The following is a 25,062-nucleotide window of genomic DNA, read 5'->3' as shown; positions in this document are numbered from 1 at the left end:
GTCAATCTTGCGCGGCTTTGGCCCCGGCCGGCTTGGACTTGCGATACACGAACTCCGGCGCCGGCGCTTGCGATTCGCGTTCGGCCAGCGCGCGCACAGCGAGATGATCGGGCGACTTCTCGCACACCGGATCGAGCGTATCGGCGCGTCCGCTCAGCGCCAGCGCCTGGCAGCGGCAACCGCCCCAGTCGCGTTCGCGATGCTCGCAGCCGCGGCAGGGTTCGGGCATCCAGTCGGTGCCGCGATAACGGCGGAAGGCTTCGGAGTCGCGCCAGATTTCGCCCAGGCCGCGCTCGCGCACCGATTCGAAATGCAGGTCGGCGATGGTTTCGGCGGCGTGGCAGGGCAGCACCTTGCCTTCCGGAGTGATGTTGACGAAACGCTGGGCCCAGCCGCCCATGCAGGCCTTGGGGCGGCGCGCGTAATAGTCGGGGGTGACGTAGTCGATCACCAGGCGGCCGCGCAGACGCTGGCGCGCGTGTTCGACCACTTCGCTGACCGCGTCGAGTTGCGCGCGGGTCGGAATCAGCGCGGCGCGATTGCGCAGGCCCCAGCCGTAGTACTGGGTATGCGCTACTTCCAGGCGCCCGGCGCCCAGCTCGACGGCGAGATCGATCATCTCGCCGACGCGTTCGGCATTGTGCCGATGCACCACCGCGTTGAGCGTCAGCGGCAGTTCCAGTTCGCCGCACCAGCGCGCCAGCGCGAGTTTGCGCTCATGGCTGCCGGCGTAACCGGCGATGCGGTCGGCGCCGTCCACGCGGCTGTCCTGGATGCTCAGTTGCAGATGATCCAGGCCGGCGTGTTGCAGCTCGATCAGACGCTCGCGGGCGACGCCGACGCCGGAGGTGATGAGGTTGCAGTACAGGCCGTGCGCGCGCGCATGCCGCAGCAGCTCTGGCAGATCCTTGCGCAGGGTCGGTTCGCCGCCGGAGAAATGCGCTTGCAGCACGCCGAGTTCGGCGGCTTGTTCGAGCACGCTCAGCCATTGTTCGGTGCTGAGTTCCTCGCGCATGCCGACCAACTGCAACGGGTTGGAGCAATACGGGCACGACAGCGGGCAGCGATGGGTGAGTTCCAGCAGCACCGCCAGCGGCGGCGCGGGCGCTGGTTGCGCGCGCGGCGAAACCGGCGCCAGCGTCATCGCGAGCCCGCTGGCGCTGTCGGCGCTCATGACAATTGCGGGGCGAAGGCCAGCATGCGTTTTTCCAGCAGGCTGGCGAACAGTTCGAGCACGTCGCCGTAGATCTCGCCGGCATCGGCGCCGTACTCGGCGGCCAGCGCGGCGACGATGGCTTCCACATCGGTGCGCCCGTCGATGTGGGTGAGCACGGCGTGGGCGATCTCATCGAGTTCGACCACCCGTTCGGGCGCTTGCAGCACCCATTGCTCGCGGGTGCGGTCGTGCTGCAGGCGCACGCCGACCGGAAAGCGCAGCACGCTGCCGGCGTCGATGACGGCGTTCATGCGCGCGCCTCCGCCGGCCGGAATGCGCCCGGCGGAACCAGTCGCGGTTCGACATAGGCCAGATGCAGCGCGTCGAGCATCGACCACAGCACCTCGCACTTGAAGCGCAGCGCGTCGCAGACCGCGTCCTGCTGCTCGCGGGTGTGGGCGTGGCGCTTGACGTAGTCCAGGGCGAAGTTGGCGTCCTGCGGCGCCTGGTGCAGGCGCGAGTCGAAATACGCTAGCGCCTTGGGCGAGACGAAATCGTAATTGGCCAGCATGCCGGCCACGCGCTGGCCGATGATGGTCGGCGCGAACAACTCGGTCAGCGACGAGGCGATGGCTTCCAGCAGGCTGCGTTCGCGCACGAAATGGATATAGGCCTGGACCGCGAAGCGGGTGGCCGGCAGCAGCGCGCGGCCGGATTCGACCAGTTCGCGATCCAGCCCGAGCGCATCGGTCAGATGCAGCCAGCGGGCGATGCCGCCGTCGCCTTCGCTTTCGCCGTCGTGGTCGACGATGCGCTGGCGCCAGACCCGGCGCAGTTGCGGATCTTCGATCCGGGCCAGCAGCGCGGCGTCCTTGAGCGGAATGCAGCGCTGGTATTCGAACCGGTTGAGCGCCCAGGCCTGGACTTGGCCGAGGTCGAGCCGGCCCCCGTGCAGCAGGCCGTGGAAGGGGTGTTTGTCGTGATAGCGCTCGGCGCCGATCGCGCGCAGGCGCGCTTCCAGCTCATCGGGCGAGAGCAGTTCGCGCGTTTGCGGCGCGGCGCGCGGCAGTTCGGCGGCGCTGGCGTTCATAGCTGCACTTCCATGCCGTCTTCGGCCACTTCCCAGCCGTGCGCGCGGGCATGCGCGCGCTCGGGCGAGGATTCGTCGAGAACCGGGTTGGTGGTGTTGAGGTGGATGAAGAATTTGCGCTGCACCTGCAGATCGGCGAACGCGCCCAGGGTGCCGGCGTCGTCTTCGCCGGCGCCTCCGGCGATGCTCATGTGGCCCATGCGCGCGCCGGTCTTGCTGCCCACGCCGGCGCGCTGCATTTCATCGTCGCGCCACAAGGTGCCGTCGAAGAACAGCAACGACGCGCCGTGCAGGCGCTGACGCAAGGCCGGCGGCAAGGCCGCGCAGCCGGGGATGTAGTAGAAGCGTTCGCGGCCGTCGGAAATTTCCAGGCCGACGGTTTCTTCCTCGCCGCCGCGCAGATCGCCGGAGGCGCGTGATTCCATGAACAACGGCACTTTGCCGGGCACGCTGAAGGCGGTCACGCGCAAGCCGAGCGGTGCGTTATGGCCGGCGATGTCCAGCGGCGTGTCCAGCGGCAAGGCCTTGCGGCTTACGTAATCGGGATGCAGGCAGTCGAAGATCGGGTTCTGGCCGAGCACGTCGAGCACCCGCGCGCTGGCCCACAGATCGAAGCGCTGGCGTTCGCGCATCGACAGCAGGCCGGCGATGTGGTCGATCTCGCCGCTGGTCAGCAGCACCGCTTCGATCGGCGAGTGGCGCAGCTCGCGCTGCGGCCACAGCGGCGGCAGGGCGAGAATCTGTTGGCGGAAGTCGGGCGAGGCGTTGATCAGCAACCAGCGCTCGCCGTCGGCGCTGACCGCGATGCTGGCCTGGCTGCGCCGCTTGTGTCCGGATTCCTGACGCCAGGCGCGCTGGCTGCCGGGGGTGTTGCAGTTCCACTGCGGATAGCCGCCCCCGGCCGCCGCACCGAGCACGAGGATGCGCATCATCGAGGACTCATCGATGGCGGGCGCGCCCGCGCGAGCGTTGCGACGGCGGAAGCGGACATGCTCAGAACAGATCGCCGGAGGAGTACGAGTTGATTTCGCAGCCGACCGAGATCTCGCGGATCTGAGGCTTGGACCAAGTCTTCATATGCGTTCCTCATGTTGGGGAGTGAGCGTGCGACGGTGACCGCGCGCGTGGGTTGCGCGCGTCCGCATCCGGCTGCTGCCGCGGAGCCCGCGATGCGGCGCGGCGGTCCGGTTCGCGACGGGCGCCGCGACGTCGAAACCATACACCGGAGCGCGGGACGATGCCTGTGATTCCGGCACGAACGGTTTGGTATGCAGGTACGGTGCGGGTTAATCAGGCGCTAACAAATCGCGCGTGGGGATTCGTCGGAGCGGGGCGATCAGCGCCGACGCTTGACGATGTCGCGGGCGAGAACCCAAACCACGATCACGTTGATTATGAGAACCGCCGTGGCGAGCCAGCCGGGGTGGCGGATCAGCGCGTAGATGTCGAACGGCAAGTACAAGGCCGCGCCCAGGCAGCCCAGCCACGAGGCCCAGGCCTTGGCCTTCCACAGGCCCCAGGCTTCCAGCAGGTGCAGCAGGCCGTAGCCGAGCACGATGGCCGCGGCCAGATGCAGCGAATGCGGGCTGATGCTGTGCGCGAGCCAGGCCAGCGAGCCGTGCTCGGGGTCCAGGTGGAAGCGCTTGATCAGTTCTTCGATCCAGCGTTGCAGCGGCGCCGGGCCGAGCAACTCCAGGCCGCTGGCGGCCGACAGCGCCAACGCGCCCTTGACCGCCTCGACCGCGGCGATCGCGTGCAGGCCGGGATGGGCCTTGGGATTGGTGTCGTAGTGAGCGTCCGGCGCGGTCATCGCGCGTTCGCACCGATAGCGCCGACACGGCGACGCGCGCGGCGGCGGCCGGCGAGGGGAGCGGGGAGGTCGATCAGATCGCGCACGAGCATGCAGCTTCGATCCTAAGGTCGCGCCAAGGTGGCCGTCGCGATGCGCGCGGACCCGGGCGGAGCGGCAGGCGCGTATGCGCGCTGCCGCCATGCCCCGAGTCCGGCACGGCGCGCGACGGCGCCGAAGCGTAGTGACTTGGGGCGAGGGCGCCGCGGTTCAAGCCGGCGCCCCTGTCGCTGAACGGCGTGGGGCCGATCAGGCCGCGCGCGAGGCGCGCTTGCGGTCGCTCTCGGTGAGGAACTTCTTGCGCAGACGGATTTCCTTGGGCGTGACTTCGACCAGCTCGTCGTCTTCGATGAAGTCCAGCGCCTGCTCCAGGGTGTACTTGATCGCCGGGCTCAGCTGGATCGCATCGTCCTTGCCCGAAGCGCGCATGTTGGTCAGCGGCTTGGTCTTGATCGCGTTGACGGTGAGGTCGTTGTCCTTGGAGTGGATGCCGACCAGCTGGCCCTCATACACGTTGTCGCCTTCGGCGGCGAACAGCCTGCCGCGGTCCTGCAGCGGCCCAAGCGAATAGGCCGGCGTGGTGCCCGGCGCATTGGCGATCATCACGCCGTTGATGCGCTTGGCGATCGCGCCCTGTTCCTTCGGACCGTAGTGGTCGAACACGTGGAACAGCAGGCCCGAACCCTGGGTGAGGGTGCGGAACTCGTTCTGGAAGCCGATCAGGCCGCGCGCCGGGATCATGTAGTCCAGGCGCACGCGACCCTTGCCGTCGGGCTCCATGTTCTTCAGCTGGCCCTTGCGGATGCCCAGCTTCTCCATCACGCCGCCCTGGTGCTGCTCTTCGATGTCGACCACCAACTGCTCGACCGGCTCCATCTGCTGGCCGTCGATTTCCTTGATGATGACTTCCGGACGCGACACGGCCAGTTCGAAACCTTCGCGGCGCATGTTCTCGATCAGCACCGACAGGTGCAGCTCGCCGCGGCCGGAGACCAGGAACTTGTCCGGGTCGGAACCTTCCTCGACCTTCAGCGCCACGTTGTGCAGGGTTTCGCGTTCCAGGCGCTCGCGTAGCTGGCGGCTGGTGAGGAACTTGCCGCCGCTGAGCTCCTTGTGGCCGGCGAACGGCGAGTTGTTCACCTGGAAGGTCATGCTGATGGTCGGCTCGTCGACGGTCAGCGCCGGCAGCGCTTCGGGCGCGTCGAGCGCGCAGACGGTGTCGGAGATCGACAGTTCGGCGACGCCGGAGATGGCGACGATGTCGCCGGCTTCGGCTTCCTCGGTCTCGATGCGCTCAAGGCCCATGAAGCCGAGCACCTGCAGCACCTTGCCCTGACGCTTCTTGCCGTGACGGTCGATCACGCTGACCGGCATGTTGCGGCGGACCTTGCCGCGCTGAATGCGGCCGATGCCGATCAGGCCGACGAAGTTGCTGTAGTCCAGCTGGCTGATGCGCATCTGGAACGGGCCGTCGAGATCGACTTCCGGCGGCGGCACGTGCTTCATGATCGCTTCGTACAGCGGGGTCATGTCGCCCGAGCGCGCGGCGTCGTCGAGACTGGCGTAGCCGTGCAGGGCCGAGGCGTAGACGATCGGGAAGTCGAGCTGCTCGTTGGTGGCGCCGAGCTTGTCGAACAGGTCGAACACCTGGTCGATGACCCAGTCCGGACGCGCGCCCGGGCGGTCGATCTTGTTGACCACCACGATCGGCTTGAAGCCCATCGCGAAGGCCTTCTGGGTGACGAAGCGGGTCTGCGGCATCGGGCCGTCCATCGCGTCGACCAGGATCAGCACCGAGTCGACCATCGACAGCACGCGCTCGACCTCGCCGCCGAAGTCGGCGTGGCCCGGGGTGTCGACGATGTTGATGCGGTTGCCCTGCCAGGTGATGGCGGTGTTCTTGGCCAGGATGGTGATGCCGCGTTCTTTTTCCTGGTCGTTGCTGTCCATCGCGCGTTCGGCCAGCACCGTGCGTTCGGACAGGGTGCCCGACTGCTTCAACAGGCAGTCGACGAGGGTGGTCTTGCCATGGTCGACGTGGGCGACGATGGCGATATTGCGCAGGCGTTCGATGGACATGCGATTGGACGCCGGAAGGCGCTATAGCTGAGGAAGTAAGCCGGCCATTGTACCTTGCAAATGCGGCAAACGCTTGTCGGGCGGGGATTTGCGTTCACGGGGGCGGGAGGCTGAACGGGGAAGGGGGCGGTTTTGGGTTCGCGCTGTGGGGTTAGGGCGGGCCGCTGCCGCGCCAGACCGGGGAAATCGCGGTGTTTGCGCGGTTTCGGGGGTGTGGGCGGTGGTTGCGGAGTCTCGCCGAATGATGCGAATGAGGTAGGGCCGGATAGAGGCCGGGGCCTCGGTGGGGCCGGGCGGTTGATTTGGCCGGGCTCCGGTACCCTTGTGGATTGCCCCGGCCGCCGCCATCTCGGCCGGCGAAGATTCACCCCATCCCCATCGCACCACCTGGAGCACGTTGCATGAGCCTGATCGCCACCTTCGACACCTCGCGCGGCCCGATTCGCGTCGAACTCAACGCCGAGAAGGCGCCGCTGACCGTCGCCAACTTCGTCAACCTGGCCACCCGCGGCTTCTACGACGGCCTCAATTTCCACCGCGTGATCCCCAACTTCATGGTCCAGGGCGGCTGCCCGCAGGGCACCGGCACCGGCGGCCCGGGCTACCGGTTCGAGGACGAGACCCGCAACGGTCTGGGCCACCAGCGCGGCGTGCTGTCGATGGCCAACGCCGGCCCGGGCACCAACGGCAGCCAGTTCTTCATCACCCACGTGGTCTGCGACTGGCTCGACGGCAAGCACACCGTGTTCGGCAAAGTGCTCGAAGGCCAGGAGATCGTCGATACGATCAAGCAGGGCGACGCGATCAATTCGATCAAGATCGAAGGCGACGTCGCCGGCGTGCTGGCCGCCAAGGCCGAGCGCGTGGCCGACTGGAACAAGGTGCTGGACGAAAACAAGCGTCCGTAAGCGCGCCGAGCCGCGCCGGCTCGCCGGCGCGGGGAACCGAAAAGACGGCCTGACGGCCGTCTTTTTCGTTTCCGCGATCGCAAAGCCGCCGGCCGCCCGCGCGGCGGCGGATTCCCGCTCCGCCGGCCCCGATCCCGGCCGCCAACCGCCAGACTCGAAACCGAGCCGCCGTCGGCGCTGTGCTACCATTTTGCGGCTAGAACCAGCGGTTCCGGCGCCTTAACCGAACGCGCCGCCTGGCGCGCCGCGGCGGCGCCATCGCCATTCAGCGCACCCCACTCCAGCACGCTCCGTCGTACACCACCCACGAGGTTTACACGATGCCCCAGCTCGCACGGCGCATCGGTCGCGCCAAGCCCAGCGCGATCATGCAGGTTGCCGAAAAGGCCAAGCGGCTCAAAGCCGAAGGCCGCGACATCATCAGCTTCTCGATCGGCGTTCCCAACTTCCTGCCCGGCGATCACGTCTACGCCGCCGTGCGCGAAGCGCTGTCCAAAGACAGCGGCCAATACGGCAGCAACCGCGGCGCCGACGCGCTGCTGGACGCCTTCATCGAGCACATGGGCAAGGTCGGCCTGAACGGCTACGGCCGGGTCAACTGCGCCACCGGCATCGGCGCCAAACACGTCATTTACAACATCGCCGAGGCGCTGTTGGACGAAGGCGACACCATCGTCTTCCCGACCCCGTACTGGACCAGCTATCTCGACATCGCCGAGATCGTCAACGCCAAGATCGACCTGCTGCCGTGCCCGGCTTCGCAGGATTACAAGCTCACTCCGGAACAGCTCGACGCCGCGCTGGCTTCGAGGCCGAAGGTGTTCTTGTTCAACAACCCGTCCAACCCGACCGGCATGGTCTACGGCAAGGACGAGATCGACGCGCTGGCCGCGGTGATCGCCAAGTATCCCGACACCTGGGTCATCACCGACGACATCTACAACCGGATGGTGTTCGACGGCCTGGGCTATCACAACTTCGTGCACTCGCGTCCCGAGCTGCGCGACCGGGTGATCTTCATCGACTCGCTGTCCAAGACCTACGGCATGCCGGGTTGGCGGGTGGGCTTCATGGCCGGGCCGGAAGCCATCGCCCAGGCGGTGACCACGATGAACTCCAACCACATCACCAACGTGCCGGAGATCGTCACCGCCGCCGCGGTGGCCGCGCTGTCCGGCCCGCAGGACGTGCCGACCGCCAAATGCGCCGAGTTCCAGGCCAAGCGCGATCAGGTCATGGCGGTGATGGAGGCGATCCCGGGCGTGATCTGCCCGCGTCCGCAGGGCGCGTTCTACGTGTTCCCCGACGTCAGCGTCGCCTTCGGCAAGACCCATGCGCCGAGCGGGCTGAAGATCGGCAACGACATGGACCTGTGCAACGTGCTGCTGGAAACCAAGGGCGTGGCCTGCGTGCCGGGCTCGGCGTTCGGCGCTCCGACCGCGCTGCGCATCAGCTACACCTGTCCGACGCCGCAGCTGGCGCCGGGTTTGCAGCGGTTCCAGGAGTTCTTCGCCGAGCTCGTCTGAGCGCGGCGATAGAACCGGCCCACGCAGAGGAACGCCGCAATGCGCATGAGCACCGTGCTGTGCGTAGGGGCCGCGCTCTTCGTGGGCGTGGCCACCTACAAGTTCGCCCAGTCCGGCGGCTGGTCGCAGTGGCAGCAGGCCGATCGTCCCGCGCAGCTCGCGCCGGACGATCCGCGCCTGAGCACCGGCGACAAACGCATCGTCATGCTCGCCGCGGAGTGGTGCGGCTACTGCGAACGGCTGCGCAAGGATTTCGAACTGGCCGAGGTGCGCTACACCCTGATCGATGTCGACACCGAACAGGGCCAGCGCGCGATGGACGCGGTCGGCGCGCGCGGCGTGCCGGTCACCATCGTCGGTCAGGACATCGTCTATGGCTACCAACCCGATCAGATCAAGGACAAGCTCGCGCCGCTGGGCTACCGGCTCTAGCGTCGCGCGCGCGTCGTATCGCCAATTTCGCGGGCGCTGCCCGCATCAACGTTCACTAGCGAAGGAAACACCCAGATGAAGACTCCCGTCCGCGTTGCCGTCACCGGCGCAGCCGGCCAGATCGGCTACTCGCTGCTGTTCCGCATCGCTTCCGGCGAAATGCTCGGCAAGGATCAGCCCGTCGTCCTGCAGTTGCTGGAGCTGCCGCTGGAGAAGGCCCAGGCCGCGCTCAAGGGCGTGATCATGGAGCTGGAAGACTGCGCGTTCCCGCTGCTGGCCGGCATCGTCGGCACCGACGACGCCGAAGTCGCGTTCAAGGACGCCGACATCGCCCTGCTGGTCGGCGCGCGTCCGCGCGGCCCGGGCATGGAGCGCAAGGACCTGTTGCTGGAAAACGCCAAGATCTTCACCGCCCAGGGCGCGGCGCTGAACAAGGTCGCTTCGCGCAACGTCAAGGTGCTGGTGGTCGGCAATCCGGCCAACACCAACGCCTACATCGCGATGAAGTCGGCGCCGGACCTGCCGGCGAAGAACTTCACCGCGATGCTGCGCCTGGACCACAACCGCGCGCTGAGCCAGCTCGCCGCCAAGGCCGGCGTGGCCGTGGGCGAGATCGAAAACCTGATCGTGTGGGGCAACCACAGCCCGACCATGTACCCGGACTACCGCTTCGCCAAGGCCGGCGGCGCCTCGTTGAAGGACAAGATCAACGACGCCGACTGGAACGCCAACACCTTCATCCCGCAGGTCGGCAAGCGCGGCGCGGCGATCATCGAAGCGCGCGGCCTGTCCTCGGCCGCTTCGGCCGCCAACGCCGCCATCGACCACATCCGCGACTGGGTGCTGGGCAGCAACGGCAAGTGGGTGACCATGGGCGTGCCGTCGGACGGCAGCTACGGCATTCCGGAAGGCGTGATGTACGGCGTGCCGGTGATCACCGCCAATGGCGAGTACACCCGCGTGGAAGGCTTGGAAGTGGATGAGTTCAGCCGCAAGGCGATGGACAAGACTCTGGCCGAACTGGAAGAAGAGCGCGCTGGCGTGGCTCATTTGCTGGGTTGATCCGGCGCCGGGCCGTTCGCTCGGGTTGGGTATGAATGGGGCGGCTTTGGCCGCCCTGTTTTTTTGGGGGAAGAGCAAAAGCAAATCCCCCCTGGCCCCCCTTTTTCAAAGGGGGGAACAGCAAGGGCGGTGGCGCTGGGGGCGCTGGCGCACGAATCGTCGCCCCCTTTGCAAGTCGCCCCCTTTGCAAAAGGGGGCTGGCGCCTGCGCGAATCGTTTCAAGCGAATCCAACTGCGCCGGGGGATTTGCCCCAAGTCCCGACGTCCCCCCAGCCTCACTTAAAATCCCCATCCGCCCGCGACCGTGTAGGATCGGACCCGCTCTTAACCCCGAGGGGACCACCGCACGATGAGCGCCGCCCTGCGCATCCTGATCGCCGACGACCACCCGATGTTCCGGGCGGCGCTGCATTACGCGCTCAGCGAGATCGCGCCGGGCGCGGCGATCGTCGAAGTCGCCAGCCAGAGCGCGCTGGAGGCGGCCATCGCCAGCGGCGACGAATTCGATCTGGCCATGCTCGATCTGATGATGCCCGGCGCGATGGGTTTCTCCTCGCTGGTGTACGCGCGCGGCGAGCGGCCGGAGTTGCCGGTGGTGGTGATCTCCTCCAACGAGCACCCGCGCACGATCCGCCGCGCGCAGCAGTTCGGCGCTTCGGGCTTCGTGCCCAAGTCGGCGCCGTCGTCGGTGCTGGGCGAGGCGGTGAACGCGGTGCTGGCCGGCGAGGTCTGGTTTCCGGCGCAGAAGGCCGACCGCGACGAAGGCGATGCGCAGCTCGCCGATCGCCTGTCGCAGCTGACGCCGCAGCAGATGCGGGTGTTGCTGCGTCTGGCCGACGGCTTGCTCAACAAGCAGATCGCTTACGAGCTTTCGCTGGCCGAGAACACGGTGAAGATCCACGTCACCGCGATCCTGCGCAAGCTTGGGTGCCATTCGCGCACGCAGGCGGCGGTGTTGGTCAAGGGCCTGGCGCTGGAAGAGGATGGCGGCGATCCGCTCGGCGGATTGGAGTAACGGCGTTGCGGCTTGCGTCGTAGACGAGGTGTCGCGGTCGCGGCTCGCGCCGCTCCTACAGGGGCTTCGGCGATCCAACGCAGCGACTGTAGGAGCGGCGTCCCACGGGATTTCTTTCGGTCACAAGCCGCGACCGCGGAGTTTCAGCTCGCGCCGCAACCCCGCTTCACTCGCCGTGCGCCAACAACCGCGACACCAGCGCCCGCAGTGCCGCGGGCTTGAGCGGCTTGGGCAGGAAATGCCAGTCGCGTTCGCCCGCGCGCGGACGCAGGCTGGGATCGGCGTCGGCCGACATCAACACCACCGCCGGCAGCCGCTGCCATTTGGCCTCCAACTGCGTGCCCAGTTCGAAGCCGGTGCTTTCGCCCAGGCGGTAGTCGAGCAACAGCAATTCCGGCATCGGCGCCGAGGACGCCTTGGTCAAGGCTTCGGCCGCACTGCCGGCGCTGTCGACCGCGCAGCCCCAATCGCTGAGCAGGCGTTGCGCGGCCTGGCGCGAATGCGGGTCGTCGTCGACCACCCAGACCCTGCGTCCGCGCAGCGGCGAATCCAAGTCCTGAAGCGGCGCGCCGGTGCCTGCGGCGGGCGCGGGCGTGAGGATGTCGGCGGTCGCGGCGCTGGCATACGGCACCTGCACCGAGAACACGCTGCCGTGGCCGGGCCAGGAGCGCACTTCGACCCGATGGCCGAGCAGGTTCGCCACCCGCCGCACGATCGCCAGACCCAGGCCGGCGCCGCGTTGCGGCGCTTCGATGCCGACGTCCAGGCGCTGGAATTCCTCGAAGATCAGCTCGCGCTTGTTCGCCGCGATGCCCGGACCGGTGTCCCAGACTTCGATCCGCACGCCGTCGGCCAGACGCCGCGCGCCGAGCACGATCCGACCGGCGCGCGGGGTGAATTGCATCGCGTTGGAGACGAAGTTCTGCAGGATCCGCCGCAGCAGGATTTCGTCGCTGTCGACGATCGCGCTGGACGGCAGGCAATGCAGGCGCAGGCCACGCGATTCGGCCAGGATCCGGAACTGGCTGTCGATCGCGCCCAGCACCCGCGACAGCGGCAACGCCGCGCGCCGCACTTCCAGCGCGCCCGATTCCAGGCGCGAGATATCGAGCAGGCTCGACAGGATGTCGTCCTGCGCGGCCAGCGCGGCTTCGATGTGGTCGCTGAGCTCGCGTCCTTCCGGATCGTCCACGCGCCGGCGCAGCGACGACAAATACATGCGCGCGGCGTTGAGCGGTTGCAGCAGATCGTGCACGGCCGCGGCGACGAAGCGGGTCTTGGAGCGGTTGGCGCGTTCGGCCTCGCCCTTGGCGGCCTGCAGGTCGCTGGTGCGTTGTTCGATGCCGCGTTCCAGGCTGTCGGCCAAGGTGCGCAGATCGCGCGCGGCCTGCTTGTAAGCGGTGATGTCGGCGTAGCTGGTGACGAAGCCGCCGTCGGGCATCGGGTTGCCGCGGATCTCGATCACCGTGCCATCGGGGCGCTCGCGCTCGTGCAAGTACGGTTGCGCGCGTTGCAGGTGATCGAGCCGGCGCCGGATCGCTTCTTCGGGATCGTTGCCGAGCAGGCCGCGGCGGGCGTTGTAGCGGATCAAGTCCTCGATCGGCCGGCCCACTTGCAGCAGCTCGGGCGGATAGCGGAACAGTTCGGCGTAGCGCTGGTTCCAGGCGACCAACCGCAGTTGCGCATCGACCACGCTCACGCCCTGCGGCAAATGCTCCAGGCTCTGGCCTTCGCCCATGCTGGCCTGGCTGGCCGCGTGGACCAAGCCGTCCTGCGCGTTGCGCAAGGCCTCGGCGTGGTGCTCGACCATCTTCTCCAGTTCTTGCCGGCTGCGCAGGCGCAGCGCGGCGATGCGGTTGCGTTGCATCAGCAGCAGCGCGACCGAGATCACCAGCAGCCACGCGCCGGCGGCGACCGCGCGGGCGATCCAGGCGGTGCGGATGCTCGGGGTGGTGTCGCGCAGCAGGTGCAAGGTCCAATCCTCGCGCTGCAGATGCAAGGACTGCCACAGCATCGGCTCGCGCAGCGCCGGCTCGCGCAGGCGCACCACGCGCGCGCCGTCGCCGACTTCGCGCTCGACCCGGAACGAGGCCAGTTGCAGCTTCTGGCCCTGGTATTGGCGAGTGCGCTGCAATTCGCGGGTCTGCGCCGGCGTCGGCGCTTGCAGCATGCGGTAACGCCATTGCGGTTGCGCGCTGAGGAACACCACGCCGTTGGCGTCGCTGAGCAGGACCAGGTCGCCGCGTTCGCTCCAATCCGAGCGGATGTCCTCCAACTCCACCTTGACCGCGACCGCGCCGACCGCGCCGCCGCGTTCGTCGTGGACGGCGCGGGCGATGAAATGGCCGGGCACGTGGGTGGTCACGCCGATGGCGTAGAACTCGCCGGCGCCGTCGGACATCGCTTTCTGGAAATACGGCCGGAACGCATAGGAATGGCCGACGTTGCTGTTGGGCAGATCCCAGTTGCTCGCCGCCAGGCCGATGCCGTTGCCGTCGATCAGGGTCAGGGTGCTGGTGCGGTTGGCGAAATTGAGCTGGACCAGACGCTCGTTGGCGCGTTGGCGCTGAACGCGGTCGCTGGGATTGGCCAGGGTCGCGCGCAGTTGCGGGTCCAGCGACAGCACCGCCGGCATGATCCGGTAGCGGTCGATGTGTTGCTCGATCACCTGCGCGCGCTGGGCGAGCAGGGCGCTGGCTTCGCCGGCCTGACGTTGCAGCGCCTGCGAGTAGGCGATGCGGCCGGCGATCAGCATCGACGCCAGCGCGCCGAGCGCGGTCAGCGCGATCCACGCGGCGGTCTGGAGCTGGCGGCGGCGGGTGTGGAGCACGGGATCGGGGGTTCGGAATCCGGAAGGGGTAGGGCGGTTGCGCGACCCGGCTAAGCCTAACCGGGACAGGACGAAACGGCGATCAACCCTGGGTCGGGTCGGTGCGGCCGACACGACGACAGTCGCGCCAGCGCTTCACCGTTCCCTGTTCCCAACCCCCAATCCCGCTGTTTCAGAACTGCACTTGCGCGCGAACCTGCATCACGTCCGGATCGGCCGAGAGCACGCCCTTGTCGGCCTTCACCCGCACGTAGTTGGCCTGCAGCTTGAAGTGGCTGGTCAAGTACCAGTTCACGCCCAGGGTCCAGTCGCGCTGCTTGCCGCCGGCGATGCCGCCGTCGTCCAGGTCCAGCTCGCCCACGCGCGCCAGCAGTTCCACCGCGCCGTAGCCGTGCGCGGGTTTGACGTTGCCGACGTTGTTGCCGCTGTACGGGCGGGTTTCGCCGGTGAGCACCCAACTGCCGGTGACGTAGTAACCGTTGGCGGTGAAGTCGCGCGCGCCGTTGTCGCGTTCGGCGGTGGCGCGCAGGTATTCGGCCTGGACCGACCACGGCCCGTCGATCCACAGCGCTTCCACGCCGTTGCGCACGATCTTGTCGACGTTGCGCAGGCTGCCGGAATCGACCAGACGCACCGGGGTGAGGCCGTTCATCGGCCGTGCGCGGAAACGCGCGCCGGGGCCGGTGTAAACGCCGCGGCCGTCGGTGACGCCGTGCGGGTTTTCGACCGAACCGGTCAGGCCCAGGTGCACGACATGGTCCTTGTCCTTGATCGGCGTCCACACCGCGCGGCCGGCGGCGGTGGTGCCGGGGTTGTCGCCCTGCAGATCGTGGCCGAAGAAATACGCCGCGCTGACCGCATAACGCGGACGCTCCAGCGACCATTCCACGCCGGTGCGGCGGCCTTGATAGATCGCCTGCGAGGCGGCGGATTGTTCGAGCATGCTGACCGCGCGCGAGGCGGCGACGCTTTCCATGCTGACCGGGGTCTTGAAGTAACCCACCCGCAGCTTGCCGTAGTCGGCGCCGAACCAGGCCTTGGTGTCCAGGCGCAGGGCGACGTCGAGCCACAGCTTGGATTCGAAATCGAACACCGCGGTGAAGTCGTAGACGTCTTTCTTCTTCAGGTTCATGCCGAATTCGCGACGACGGAAATGGCCGTCGTCGGACAGATCGGTCGCGGCGGTGCCGTAACCGTCGCCGGAGAAATCCACCACGTCGTAGGCGATGTTGCCGGTGGCGGAAATCTCGGTGCCGTCGCCGAAGGTGTACTTGGTCGGCCAATCGTCGAAACCGGCCGCCTGCGCGGCGCAGGGCAGCGCGGCCAGGGACAGGGCGAAGGCGAGGCGATCGATGCGCATGGTCGGTCTTGCTCCAAGTCGTTACCGCCGTCCTGGCAGCAGAACACCGTGCCGGCGCGTCACGCGTCCGGCGTTGGGATGAGGGGAGGGCCGGCGCATGCGCCGGCCGTTGCGGCCGATATCAGGCGGCCTTTTCTGCCAGCGGACCGTGGTGGTCGGACGGCAGATCGGCGTCGAGATCGATGGCGCTGGGCGGATTGAGCAACTCGCGATTGAGTGTGTCGCGGTCGAGCTCGTTCTCCCAGCGCGCGACGACGATTGTAGCGACACCGTTGCCGATGAAATTTGTCAGCGCTCGCGCTTCGCTCATAAAGCGGTCGATACCGAGGATCAAGGCAAGACCCGCGACCGGCACCGACGGCACCACGGTCAAGGTCGCGGCCAAGGTGATGAAGCCCGCGCCGGTGACGCCCGAAGCGCCTTTGGAGGTGAGCATCGCCACCGCCAGCAAGGTCAGTTCCTGGGTCAGGGTCAGATCCACGCCCAAGGCCTGGGCGACGAAGATGGTCGCCATGGTCAGATAGATGTTGGTGCCGTCCAGATTGAACGAGTAACCGCTGGGCACCACCAGGCCCACCACCGGCTTGGAGCAGCCCAGGCGTTCGAGCTTGCGCATCAGCGGCACCAGCGCCGACTCCGACGAAGACGTGCCCAGCACCAGCAGCAGCTCGTCGCGGATGTAGCGGATGAAGCGCAGGATGCTGAAGCCGGTGAAGCGGGCGATGCCGCCGAGCACGATCAGCACGAACAAGGCGCAGGTCAGATAGAAGCTGCCCATCAGTTTGGCCAGCGGGCCCAGCGAATCCACGCCGTACTTGCCGATGGTGAAGGCCATCGCCGCGCCGGCGCCGATGGGGGCGAGCTTCATGATCATGCTCATCATGCCGAAGAACACCTTCGACACGGTTTCCAGCAGATCCATCACCTTCTCGCCGCTCTTGCCCATGTGCAGCAGAGCGAAGCCGAACAGCACCGCCATCAGCAGCACCTGCAGCAAGTCGCCGTTGCCGGTGAAGGCGTCGGTGAAGGTCTTGGGAATGATGTGCAGCAGGAAGTCGACCGTGCTCTGGCTCTTGGCCGCACTGGCGTATTTCTCCACCGCGCTGGCGTCGAGCGTGGCCGGATCGACGTTGAAGCCGGCGCCGGGCTTGAGCGTGTTGACCACCACCAGGCCGATCACCAGGGCGATGGTGGATACCACCTCGAAGTACACGATCGCCTTGACCCCGACCCGGCCGACCTTCTTGACGTCGGACACGCCGGCGATGCCGAGCACCACGGTCAGGAAAATGATCGGCGCGATCAGCATCTTGATCAGCGAGATGAAACCGTCGCCCAGCGGTTTGAGCTTGACCGCGAAATCCGGAAAGAAATGCCCGACCACGCCGCCCAGCACGATCGCGCCGAGAACCCAGAGATAGAAACGCGAGCCAGACTTTTTCATGGAATTGACCGGGTAGAAAGGGAAGGGCGCGTCAGTCGCGGTCGATGTGCGAATGCTTGCGGGTGTCGGGCATCAGCGCGTAGACCAGCAGCGAACAGGCGATGCAGGCGCTGACGTACCAGAAGAAGCCGGTTTCCATGCCGATCTTCTTGAACCACAGCGCGATCGGTTCGGCGGTGCCGCCGAACAGCGCGACGGTGAGCGCGTACGGCAGGCCGACGCCGAGCGCGCGGATCTCCACCGGGAACAGTTCGGCCTTGACCACCGCGTTGATGGCGGTGTAGCCGCTGACCGCGCTGAGCAGAATCATGATCAGCCAGAACGCTTCCATCGGCGTTTGCGCGCCGCGGATCCAGTGCATCACCGGCACCGTCAGCACCGTGCCGAGCACGCCGAACGCGATCAGGATCGGGCGCCGGCCGATGCGGTCGGACAGCGCGCCGACCAGCGGCTGCATCAGCATGTACACGAACAAGCTGCCGGCGTTGATGAGCGAGGCGGTTTCCTTGTCGAACCCGGTGCTGATGGTCAGGAACTTCAGCATGTAGTTGGTGTAGGTGTAGAACGCCAGCGTGCCGCCCATGGTCAGGCCGACCACGGTCAACACCGCGCGCGGATGCTGGGCCAGGGTGCGCAGCGAGCCTTCCTTGCGCACTGGGGTGTCGCTGGCCTTGAGCTTGGTGAAGGACTCGGTTTCCTGCATGTTGCGGCGCAGGTAGAGCGCGATGATCGCGGCCATCGCGCCGATCGCGAACGGGATGCGCCAGCCCCAGGACTTGAGCTGTTCTTCGTTGAGCACGAACTGCTGCAGCACGATCAGCACCAGCAGCGCGAGCAGTTGGCCCATGATCAAGGTGACGTAGAGAAAGCTCGACCAGAAGCCGCGGTTCTCGCGCGAGGACATCTCGCTGAGGTAGGTGGCCGAGCTGCCGTATTCGCCGCCCACGCTCAGGCCCTGCATCAAACGCGCGCCGACCAACAGGATCGGCGCGAGCACGCCGATGGTCTCGTAGCCCGGAGTGAAAGTGATGATGAGCGAGCCGGCGCACATCATCAGCACCGACAGCATCAGCGCGGCCTTGCGGCCGTGGCGGTCGGCGTAGCGGCCGAACACCCAGCCGCCGAGCGGGCGCATCAAAAAGCCGACGGCGAAGATCGCCGCGGCGTTGAGCGTCTGCGAGATGGTGTCGCCCTTGGGGAAGAACACGTGGGCGAAGTACAGCGAGAACGCGCTGTAGACGTACCAGTCGTAGTACTCCACCAGATTGCCGATCGAACCGGAGAAGATCGATTTGAGCCGTTGGGTCGGGCTCATCGCCGCTGCGGCGGTCGGGACATCGGTGGTGCTGATCGCGCTCACGGCGGCTCCTGTTGCGAAAACCAATCGGGTGATCCGGCCGCGCGTGGCGGACAGGGGCGTCCCCAGCACCCGGCGCCGATGGTGGGCGGCGGTGCGGGGAGGGCCAATAACACCTTAGGGTTAGGGGCGCGCAGCGATGCGGCGGCGGGTTTGTGTATGGGCGTTTTGTGCGGGAAATGGGCGGTTTGGGGTGGGTAGTTAATTGGTCGTAGTGGGGTGGTTTGGGGGCGAGGGCTAAAAGCAAATCCCCCCTGGCCCCCCTTTTTCAAAGGGGGGGATCCGGTAGGAGGGATGCGTGGTGGTTGTAGCGGCGCGGCTTGGCCATCGCCCCCTTTAGAAAAGGGGGCAGCGTCCGCGAAGCAGACGCGGGGGATTTGAGCTTTTGCTTTCGCGCTCAACCATCCAGCAAATCCGTGACCGCCATCAGCCCGTCATCTGCGCTGCGCATGCTTGCACGGATTTTTTGCCTTCCCCCGGAGAACCCCATGAAGCACGCCCCCGCCACCGCCGCGCTCGCGCTGGCGATCTGGACCGCGCTGGCCGCCGCGCCGGTCTTCGCCGCCGACGCCGACAGCGCGCCCGCCGACGCCAACGGTGACTCGGCCCGCGACGCCACCACCCTGGACGCGGTGTCGGTGATCGGCATGGGCGAGACCCGTCAGGTGCAGCGGATCAAGCGCGCCGACATCGAAAAAACCATTGCCGGCACCAGCGCGCAGAAGATCCTCAACAAACTGCCCGGCATCTCGGTCCAGTCCAACGACGCCTACGGCGCCAACGAAGAGTCGCAGACCATCAGCCTGCGCGGCTTCAACCAGCGCTTGCTCGGCTACACCCTCGACGGCATTCCGCTCGGCGACAACAGCTACGGCAACTACAACGGCCTGGGGATCAGCCGCGCGCTGATCGGCGAAAACCTCGCCGGCGCGGAGCTGGCCGCCGGCATCGGTTCGCTCGGCACCGCCTCCACCAGCAACCTCGGCGGCACCTTGCAGTACTACTCGGCCGATCCGGACAGCGAATTCGGCCTGCGCGTGGCCCAGACCTTCGGCAGCGACAACACCCGCCGCACCTTCGCCCGCCTGGACACCGGCGAGCACGGCGGCTTCTCGATGTATCTGTCCGGTTCGCTGCTCAGCGCCGACATGTGGTCGCGCCCGGGCGACAACCAGGACCAGAACCAGTTCAACCTCAAGGCCGTGTACAACTTCGGCGACGGCAACCGGATCAGCGCGTTCGCCTCCGGCGCCGAAACCAGCCAGGCCAACTACGCGTATTTGTCCAAGGCGCTGCTGGGGCGCGGCGCGGATTGGGACTGGAATCTGTACAAGCCCGACTGGCAGCGCGCGCTGGCGGCGGCGTACTGCGCGCCCAAGCCGTGGCCGGCCAACCAGCACCGCGCCGGCGATCCGCGCTGTTCCTTCACCGCGCCGGCGGCGACCATCGACGATGCCTACTACGCCAGCCGCGCGCTGCGCACCGACCATCTGGCCGCGCTGGCCGGCGAGTTCAATCTCGGCGAAGGCCTGCAGCTGAAAGCGCAGGCGTATTACCACGACGACCGCGGCCAGGGCCATTGGTGGTCGCCGGGCAATTACTCGTATCCGAACACGCCCAAGGAAATTCCGATCTCGATCCGCAGCACCAACTACGGCATCAACCGCTACGGCGCGATGAGCTCGTTGACCTGGGAAATCGGCAACCACCGCATCGAAGGCGGGTTCTGGTACGAGAGCAACCACCACGACGTGCAGCGCAATTTCTACTTCATCGAAGGCCCGGTCAACGACGACCGCTTCCTGCAGAATCCCGACCGCCGGCTGTTCTTCCAGAAGTACCGCATCAACACCCGCCAGGCCTATCTGCAGGACACCATCAGCCTGCTCGACGGCCGCATGACCGTGGACATCGGCGCCAAGAGCACCCAGGTCGACATGCGCGCGCGCCAAGTCGAGCCGCGGGCGATGGAAGTGCCCAACGCCACCGGCCGCCTGGAAACCAAGGACAGCTTCCTGCCGCAGTTGGGCCTCGGCTACAAGCTCGGCGAAGGCCAGGAATTGTTCGCCGCGTACACCGAGAACGTCGCCGCGTTCGTCGGCGGCGGCGCGGGCGGGCCGCTGGCGATCGGTCAGGCCGCGTTCGATGCGCAGAAGGCCGATCTGAAGCCGGAAGAATCCAAGACCCTGGAAGCCGGTTACCGCCGCGTCGGCGAGACCTATCAGGCCTCGTTTAGCGTCTACAAGGTCAAGTTCGACAACCGCCTGTTGTCGCTGAACCCGTGTTCGAGCATCGAAGCCGGCACCCGTCCGGAGTGCATCACCAAGTTCTTCAACGTCGGTTCGGTCGACAGCTACGGCAGCGAGTTGGTGTTCATCTGGAAGCCGATCGAGCAGTTCCAGTGGTACAACGCGCTGTCGTGGAACAAGTCGACCTACCAGGACAATTACCTCGACAGCGGCAAGGTGGTGCCGACCCGCGACAAGCGCGTGGTCGATGTGCCCGACAAGATGTTCTCCAGCGAGATCAGCTACCGCAGCGGCCCGTGGCTGGCCAGCGTGAGCGGTAAGTACACCGGCAAGCGCTATTACACCTACACCAACGACAACGGCTTCGGCGGTTCGACCACCTTCGATGCGACCGTGCGCTACAGCTTCGGCGCGATGGGGCCGTTGCGGCAGTGGTCGATCGCGCTCAACGGCAGCAACCTCACCGACAAGCGCACCGCCAGCAATCTGACCGCGTTCAGCGCGTCCGATCCGCAGGGCAAGACCTATGCCTTCCATGCGAATGCGCCGCGGCAGGTGTTTTTGACGATCGACGCGCAGTTCTGATCGTTCCGGCCCGGCGCAGCGTCGTCGACGTTGCGCCGGGATCCTGTTCGGCCAGCCAGTGTGGGCTGCATCGCGGTCAGGTACCCGACTGTAGGAGCTGCGCGAGCTGCGACCGCGACACTACGGTTGCGCCGCAACCTTCGCCGCAAGCGCGGTGTCGCGGTCGCAGCTCGCGCAGCTCCTACAGGGGGATACGAGGCTTACGCGGGGGGCAACCCCGCCAACTTCGCCACCATCCGCTCCAGCGCCGCCGCATCGCGCAGCACCACATGCCGATAGCGCAGCGCGATCCAGCCCTGTTGCTCCCAGGACTTAAGTTCCTTGCTCACGCTCTGCCGGGTCGCGCCGAGCATGCTGGCCAGATCGTCCTGCGGCAGCGGCAGATCGATCAGCCGCCCCTGCGCATCGTCCACGCCGTACACCCGCGCCAGTTCCAGCACCCGTTTGCCCAGCCGCGCGGCCAACGGCAGGCTCAACGCGTCTTCGACGAATTCCAGCGCGGTGCGCAGCTTGCGGCACAGCAGGCGGGTGAAGCCGCGGTAAAGCTCGGGATGCTCATCCAGCAGCGCCAGAAAACGCACCCGCGGCAGCAACAGAATCTCGCTCTCGCCGACCGCGCGCGCGTCCTGCGGGCGCGGTTCGCCGTCGAACATCGACACCTCGCCGAACCAACTGCCGGGCTCGAACAGCACGAACAGCATCTCGCGCCCGTTCGCGGTCGGCACGCTCAGGCGGATGCGCCCGCGCACCACCCCGTACAGGCCGTCGGCTGCGTCGCCGCGCGCGTACAGCAACTCGCCGTCGCGCAGGCGCCGGCGCACCGACATCGCCGCCAGTTGCGCGACCACTTCGGTCGACAGATCGCGCAGCCAGGGATCGGCGCTGAGCGCCGCGCTGTCCAGAACATCGCGGTCCGGGGAGCTGCGTTCGGGCATGGCGGTCCTGCGAGGGTGCGACTGTCGGGAAGCCGACGGTCGGCGCCGGGGCGCGTGGGTATTGTGCCCGTTGGACCGGATCGGGGAAGGGCGATGCTTACGACGATTCCTGAATACGATTTGCGCGGCCGCACCGACCCGGCCGAGTGGGCCTTGCGGGTGGATCTGGCGGCGGCGTACCGCTTGGTCGCGCTGTTCGGCTGGGACGATCTGATCTTCACCCATCTGACCGCGCGCGTGCCCGGCGCCGAGCACCATTTCCTGATCAACCCGTACGGGATGGGCTTCGACGAAATCACCGCCTCCAGCCTGGTCAAGATCGGCCTGGACGGCCAACCGATCGGCGATTCGCCGTATCCGGTGAATCCGGCCGGCTTCGTGATCCACAGCGCCGTGCACGCCGCGCGCGAGGACGCGTTGTGCGTGATGCACACCCATTCGCTCAACGGCATCGCGGTGTCGGCGCAGCGCGAGGGCGTGTTGCCGATTTCGCAGCAGTCGCTGTTCGTGCTGGCGGCGTTGGGCTATCACGATTACGAAGGCGTCGCGCTCAACGACGATGAAAAGCCGCGGCTGGTCCGCGATCTAGGCCGCAACACCTTTCTGATGCTGCGCAATCACGGCTTGCTGACCGTCGGCGCCAGCATCGCCGACGCGTTCCTGGCGATGTACGTGTTCGAGGCGGCGTGCGCGGTGCAGGTGCGCGCCCTGGCCGGCGCGCGCGAGTTGCTGCCGATTCCCGCGCCGATCCTGGCCGGCATCCAGGCCCAGGCCGCGCAGGTCACCCGCGGGCTCGGCGGCGCCTTGGCCTGGCCGGCGTTGTTGCGGCGGTTGCAGCGGCGCAATCCGGGCTATGAGGTCTGAAGCCGCGGGCGCAAACGTTTCGATCTTGCGTTTCGCGATGAGCTCGACTTGACTGGGCAGCGTCGGCGCTGCGCATCATCGGTCCGCCGAAGCATCGATCCGGATCCGCACCTCAAGGAGAAGCGCCGTGCAGGACAGCCTGTTGCTCAAGATCGGTCTGCCGATCGCCATCGCCATCATCATGTGCGGTATCGGCCTGACCTTGAGCGGCGAGGACTTCCGCCGCATCGGCCGGCGTCCCAAGCCGGTCGCGATCGGTTTGCTCGGCCACTATCTGCTGCTGCCGGCGCTGGGTTTCGCGGTGGCCTGGCTGTTTCCCGATTCGCTGGAGTTCGCGGTCGGTTTCGTATTGGTTGCCGCTTGCCCCAGCGGCAGCAGCTCCAATGCGCTGACCTATCTGGCCCGCGGCAACGTCGCCCTGGCGGTGACGCTGACGGTGATCAGCGCGCTGGTGACGTTCGTGAGCGTGCCGTTGCTGGTCAATCTGGCTTTGCAGTGGTTCGGCGGCGAGTCGCGGCAGATCCGTCTGCCGGTGGGGCAGACGGTGATGCATCTGGCCGCGCTGGTGTTGGTGCCGGTACTGCTGGGCATGGGCGTGCGGCGGATCTCGCCGAACTTCGCCTTGCGGGTGGAGCCGTGGGTGAGCCGGTTCGCGCTGCTGTTGTTGCTGTTGTTGATCGTGGCGATCGCGGTGACCCAGTTCGATGTGTTGCGGCGCCATTTCGGCGAGCTCGGGCCGGCGGCGCTGGCGATGGGCGCGGCGGCGATCGGCGGCGGGTTCGCGCTGGCGCGGATCAGCGGGCTGGATTTGCGCGACGCGATCACCGTCGGCATGGAGGTCGGGGTGCAGAACAGCACCTTGGCGATCGTGATCGCGTTGACCTTGTTGAATTCGCCGCAGATCGCGGTGCCGGCGGCGACTTATGGGTTGTTGATGTATTTGCCGGCGTTCGTGGTGGTGGTGCTGGGGCGGCGGGCGGTGGCGCGGCAAGAAGCTCGCACCGGGGCCTGATGAACCCCTCTCCCGCCGCTTGAGCCCCTCTCCCGCTTGCGGGAGAGGGGTTGGGGTGAGGGCGCGCGGGGTAGCTATTTGCGCCGCAAGCCAGTTTCGCGCGCCCTCATCCGGCCCTTCGGGCCACCTTCTCCCGCAAGCGGGAGAAGGGAGCAAATGGGAGAAGGGCAGCGGTCAACGCCAATCAATCGTCCCACGCACCACATTACTAACCCGCCCCCCCGACCAAACCTCACCATCGGCATCCACTCGCAACTGCAAGCGCGCATCGAACCCAACCTCGCGCCCCTGGCTGACCGTATAACGCCCCTCACGCCCAGGCAGCGCCCCGTTGTGATTGAGCCAGGCCGCCAACGTGGCATTGGCCGCGCCCGAGGCCGCGTCCTCGAACTGCGCCGGCGCACCGACGAAGGCCCGCACCACCAAGTCGTAATCGCGGCCGGCGTCGGCACGGGCGAACGCGCACAAGCCCATGCTCTCGGTGCTTTCGGCCAAACGCCCGATCGCCGCCCAGTCCGGCGTCGCCGCGCGCAGCGCGGCTTCGTCGCGCAGCTCGGCCAGCCACCAGCGGCGGCCGCCGTCCATCAACGCCGGCGGCAGCGCGCCCAGCGGCAGATCGCGCAAAGTGTCGGCCAAGCGCGGGTCGCCGGCGCTGGCGGTCTCGACCACCCGCGCCCGCGGCGTGCGCACCGCGATCGTGCGGGTCTCGCCGTCGCCGTCCACCGCCAGCGGCAGCAGCCCGGCCACGCCCTGCTGGACCAGCAGGCCGTCCACCGGCGCGGCCAGACCGGCTTCCAGCACCACGCAGGCGGTGCCGACGCTGGGGTGGCCGGCGAACGGCACCTCGCGGCGCGGGCTGAACATGCGGATGCGGTAGCTGGCGCCGGCCTGGGTCGGCGCGAACACGAACGTGGTCTCGGGCAGGCGGGTCCAGCGCGCGATGGCCTGCATCGACGCGTCGTCCAGGCCCTCCGCGTCGAGCACCACGGCCAGGGGATTGCCGGCGCCGGGGCGGTCGGCGAACACGTCCAATTGCAGATAGCGGCGTTGCGTCATTTCGGGAAAGGTTCCGGAGGGCCCGAGCGGTGGCGGTACAAGGGCGGGGCCAGGGAAAGGCGATAGGAAAACGACAGGATTCCAGGCGGTGCGGGAGTACGTTCGGGAGCCGTCCAGTTCGACTAGAATCGTCGTTTCGTGCCGCTGGCTCCCGGATGAGCGCGCGACCGACTGAAGGACGCGATTCTAAGGGACGCATCCTGAGCGCGCACGACCCGCAAGTGTGGAATCCCGCCACGGCCGCATCCGCGCC

General features: G+C 67.3%; 21 protein-coding genes. 8 read left to right on the top strand and 13 right to left on the bottom strand.

The window, feature by feature from the left end; genetic code table 11:
- Position 1 precedes the first annotated feature (1 nt).
- The 7 genes from pqqE to typA form a co-directional block, all read right to left on the bottom strand.
- Positions 2-1,174 (bottom strand): pyrroloquinoline quinone biosynthesis protein PqqE, encoded by a 1,173-nt coding sequence (gene pqqE / locus V7787_RS34425; protein WP_336091836.1) that lies wholly within the window; start codon positions 1,172-1,174, stop codon positions 2-4.
- Positions 1,171-1,467 (bottom strand): pyrroloquinoline quinone biosynthesis peptide chaperone PqqD, encoded by a 297-nt coding sequence (gene pqqD / locus V7787_RS34420; protein WP_336091835.1) that lies wholly within the window; start codon positions 1,465-1,467, stop codon positions 1,171-1,173. The genes pqqE and pqqD overlap by 4 nt, the downstream gene beginning before the upstream one ends.
- Positions 1,464-2,246, bottom strand: coding sequence for a pyrroloquinoline-quinone synthase PqqC (pqqC, locus tag V7787_RS34415; protein ID WP_336091834.1), 783 nt, complete (start codon positions 2,244-2,246; stop codon positions 1,464-1,466). Before pqqC ends, pqqD begins: the two co-directional genes overlap by 4 nt.
- Positions 2,243-3,178, bottom strand: a complete 936-nt coding sequence (gene pqqB / locus V7787_RS34410; protein ID WP_336091832.1) for a pyrroloquinoline quinone biosynthesis protein PqqB — start codon at positions 3,176-3,178, stop codon at positions 2,243-2,245. The genes pqqC and pqqB overlap by 4 nt, the downstream gene beginning before the upstream one ends.
- Positions 3,179-3,239: 61 nt before the next feature.
- Entirely contained in the window at positions 3,240-3,323 is an 84-nt protein-coding gene (gene pqqA, locus V7787_RS53195) for a pyrroloquinoline quinone precursor peptide PqqA (protein ID WP_036111709.1), read from the bottom strand.
- A gap of 259 nt (positions 3,324-3,582) precedes the next feature.
- A complete protein-coding gene (locus V7787_RS34405) occupies positions 3,583-4,056 on the bottom strand; it encodes a DUF2127 domain-containing protein (RefSeq protein ID WP_336091831.1) in 474 nt (157 codons plus the stop codon).
- 288 nt (positions 4,057-4,344) lie between these two features.
- Positions 4,345-6,174, bottom strand: a complete 1,830-nt coding sequence (typA, locus tag V7787_RS34400) for a translational GTPase TypA (protein WP_336091829.1) — start codon at positions 6,172-6,174, stop codon at positions 4,345-4,347.
- A 401-nt stretch (positions 6,175-6,575) separates the two neighbouring features.
- Here typA and V7787_RS34395 point away from each other — a divergent pair, with 401 nt between their 5' ends.
- The 5 genes from V7787_RS34395 to V7787_RS34375 all read left to right on the top strand — a co-directional run bounded on the left by V7787_RS34395 (position 6,576) and on the right by V7787_RS34375 (position 11,117).
- Positions 6,576-7,082 (top strand): peptidylprolyl isomerase, encoded by a 507-nt coding sequence (locus tag V7787_RS34395; RefSeq protein WP_336091827.1) that lies wholly within the window; start codon positions 6,576-6,578, stop codon positions 7,080-7,082.
- Between the two features lie 320 nt (positions 7,083-7,402).
- A complete protein-coding gene (locus V7787_RS34390) occupies positions 7,403-8,608 on the top strand; it encodes a pyridoxal phosphate-dependent aminotransferase (RefSeq protein ID WP_336091825.1) in 1,206 nt (401 codons plus the stop codon).
- A 39-nt stretch (positions 8,609-8,647) separates the two neighbouring features.
- On the top strand, positions 8,648-9,040 hold the full coding sequence (locus V7787_RS34385) for a glutaredoxin family protein (protein WP_336091824.1): 393 nt from the start codon (positions 8,648-8,650) through the stop codon (positions 9,038-9,040).
- Positions 9,041-9,115: 75 nt separating this feature from the next.
- On the top strand, positions 9,116-10,102 hold the full coding sequence (locus V7787_RS34380) for a malate dehydrogenase (protein WP_336091822.1): 987 nt from the start codon (positions 9,116-9,118) through the stop codon (positions 10,100-10,102).
- Between the two features lie 349 nt (positions 10,103-10,451).
- On the top strand, positions 10,452-11,117 hold the full coding sequence (locus V7787_RS34375) for a response regulator transcription factor (protein WP_336091821.1): 666 nt from the start codon (positions 10,452-10,454) through the stop codon (positions 11,115-11,117).
- A 166-nt stretch (positions 11,118-11,283) separates the two neighbouring features.
- Here V7787_RS34375 and V7787_RS34370 read toward each other — a convergent pair whose 3' ends face one another.
- The 4 genes from V7787_RS34370 to V7787_RS34355 all read right to left on the bottom strand — a co-directional run bounded on the left by V7787_RS34370 (position 11,284) and on the right by V7787_RS34355 (position 18,066).
- Positions 11,284-13,947 carry a hybrid sensor histidine kinase/response regulator gene (locus tag V7787_RS34370; RefSeq protein WP_336091820.1) on the bottom strand — a complete coding sequence of 888 codons (2,664 nt, stop codon included), beginning with the start codon at positions 13,945-13,947 and terminating at the stop codon, positions 11,284-11,286.
- A gap of 172 nt (positions 13,948-14,119) precedes the next feature.
- Positions 14,120-15,307, bottom strand: a complete 1,188-nt coding sequence (locus V7787_RS34365) for an OprO/OprP family phosphate-selective porin (protein ID WP_336091819.1) — start codon at positions 15,305-15,307, stop codon at positions 14,120-14,122.
- 121 nt (positions 15,308-15,428) lie between these two features.
- A complete protein-coding gene (locus tag V7787_RS34360) occupies positions 15,429-16,751 on the bottom strand; it encodes a dicarboxylate/amino acid:cation symporter (RefSeq protein ID WP_336091818.1) in 1,323 nt (440 codons plus the stop codon).
- A 31-nt stretch (positions 16,752-16,782) separates the two neighbouring features.
- On the bottom strand, positions 16,783-18,066 hold the full coding sequence (locus V7787_RS34355) for an MFS transporter (RefSeq protein ID WP_336091870.1): 1,284 nt from the start codon (positions 18,064-18,066) through the stop codon (positions 16,783-16,785).
- Between the two features lie 530 nt (positions 18,067-18,596).
- Here V7787_RS34355 and V7787_RS34350 point away from each other — a divergent pair.
- The gene (locus V7787_RS34350) at positions 18,597-20,942 is read left to right on the top strand and encodes a TonB-dependent receptor domain-containing protein (RefSeq protein WP_336091815.1); all 2,346 of its coding nucleotides are present in this window, start codon (positions 18,597-18,599) and stop codon (positions 20,940-20,942) included.
- Positions 20,943-21,142: 200 nt separating this feature from the next.
- Here V7787_RS34350 and V7787_RS34345 read toward each other — a convergent pair whose 3' ends face one another.
- Positions 21,143-21,877, bottom strand: a complete 735-nt coding sequence (locus V7787_RS34345) for a Crp/Fnr family transcriptional regulator (protein ID WP_336091813.1) — start codon at positions 21,875-21,877, stop codon at positions 21,143-21,145.
- A 93-nt stretch (positions 21,878-21,970) separates the two neighbouring features.
- Here V7787_RS34345 and V7787_RS34340 point away from each other — a divergent pair, with 93 nt between their 5' ends.
- Complete coding sequence (locus V7787_RS34340) at positions 21,971-22,741, top strand: class II aldolase/adducin family protein (protein ID WP_336091811.1); 771 nt, start codon at positions 21,971-21,973, stop codon at positions 22,739-22,741.
- A gap of 127 nt (positions 22,742-22,868) precedes the next feature.
- Positions 22,869-23,753 carry a bile acid:sodium symporter family protein gene (locus V7787_RS34335; RefSeq protein ID WP_336091809.1) on the top strand — a complete coding sequence of 295 codons (885 nt, stop codon included), beginning with the start codon at positions 22,869-22,871 and terminating at the stop codon, positions 23,751-23,753.
- A gap of 174 nt (positions 23,754-23,927) precedes the next feature.
- Here V7787_RS34335 and V7787_RS34330 read toward each other — a convergent pair whose 3' ends face one another.
- A complete protein-coding gene (locus V7787_RS34330; RefSeq protein WP_336091808.1) occupies positions 23,928-24,809 on the bottom strand; it encodes a PhzF family phenazine biosynthesis protein in 882 nt (293 codons plus the stop codon).
- Positions 24,810-25,062 lie beyond the last annotated feature (253 nt).

Source organism: Pseudomonas sp. CGJS7 (assembly GCF_036961695.1).
This window is presented reverse-complemented; position numbering and strand designations above follow the sequence as displayed.

Coding starts and splice junctions, on each gene's coding strand:
- V7787_RS34365 (WP_336091819.1), bottom strand. CDS start 15,307: ATGCGCATCGATCGCCTCGCCTTCGCCCTGTCCCTGGCCGCGCTGCCC.
- V7787_RS34375 (WP_336091821.1), top strand. CDS start 10,452: ATGAGCGCCGCCCTGCGCATCCTGATCGCCGACGACCACCCGATGTTC.
- V7787_RS34390 (WP_336091825.1), top strand. CDS start 7,403: ATGCCCCAGCTCGCACGGCGCATCGGTCGCGCCAAGCCCAGCGCGATC.
- typA (WP_336091829.1), bottom strand. CDS start 6,174: ATGTCCATCGAACGCCTGCGCAATATCGCCATCGTCGCCCACGTCGAC.
- V7787_RS34345 (WP_336091813.1), bottom strand. CDS start 21,877: ATGCCCGAACGCAGCTCCCCGGACCGCGATGTTCTGGACAGCGCGGCG.
- V7787_RS34405 (WP_336091831.1), bottom strand. CDS start 4,056: ATGACCGCGCCGGACGCTCACTACGACACCAATCCCAAGGCCCATCCC.
- V7787_RS34360 (WP_336091818.1), bottom strand. CDS start 16,751: ATGAAAAAGTCTGGCTCGCGTTTCTATCTCTGGGTTCTCGGCGCGATC.
- V7787_RS34395 (WP_336091827.1), top strand. CDS start 6,576: ATGAGCCTGATCGCCACCTTCGACACCTCGCGCGGCCCGATTCGCGTC.
- V7787_RS34380 (WP_336091822.1), top strand. CDS start 9,116: ATGAAGACTCCCGTCCGCGTTGCCGTCACCGGCGCAGCCGGCCAGATC.
- pqqB (WP_336091832.1), bottom strand. CDS start 3,178: ATGATGCGCATCCTCGTGCTCGGTGCGGCGGCCGGGGGCGGCTATCCG.
- V7787_RS34340 (WP_336091811.1), top strand. CDS start 21,971: ATGCTTACGACGATTCCTGAATACGATTTGCGCGGCCGCACCGACCCG.
- V7787_RS34330 (WP_336091808.1), bottom strand. CDS start 24,809: ATGACGCAACGCCGCTATCTGCAATTGGACGTGTTCGCCGACCGCCCC.
- V7787_RS34350 (WP_336091815.1), top strand. CDS start 18,597: ATGAAGCACGCCCCCGCCACCGCCGCGCTCGCGCTGGCGATCTGGACC.
- pqqC (WP_336091834.1), bottom strand. CDS start 2,246: ATGAACGCCAGCGCCGCCGAACTGCCGCGCGCCGCGCCGCAAACGCGC.
- pqqD (WP_336091835.1), bottom strand. CDS start 1,467: ATGAACGCCGTCATCGACGCCGGCAGCGTGCTGCGCTTTCCGGTCGGC.
- V7787_RS34355 (WP_336091870.1), bottom strand. CDS start 18,066: ATGAGCCCGACCCAACGGCTCAAATCGATCTTCTCCGGTTCGATCGGC.
- V7787_RS34385 (WP_336091824.1), top strand. CDS start 8,648: ATGCGCATGAGCACCGTGCTGTGCGTAGGGGCCGCGCTCTTCGTGGGC.
- pqqE (WP_336091836.1), bottom strand. CDS start 1,174: ATGAGCGCCGACAGCGCCAGCGGGCTCGCGATGACGCTGGCGCCGGTT.
- pqqA (WP_036111709.1), bottom strand. CDS start 3,323: ATGAAGACTTGGTCCAAGCCTCAGATCCGCGAGATCTCGGTCGGCTGC.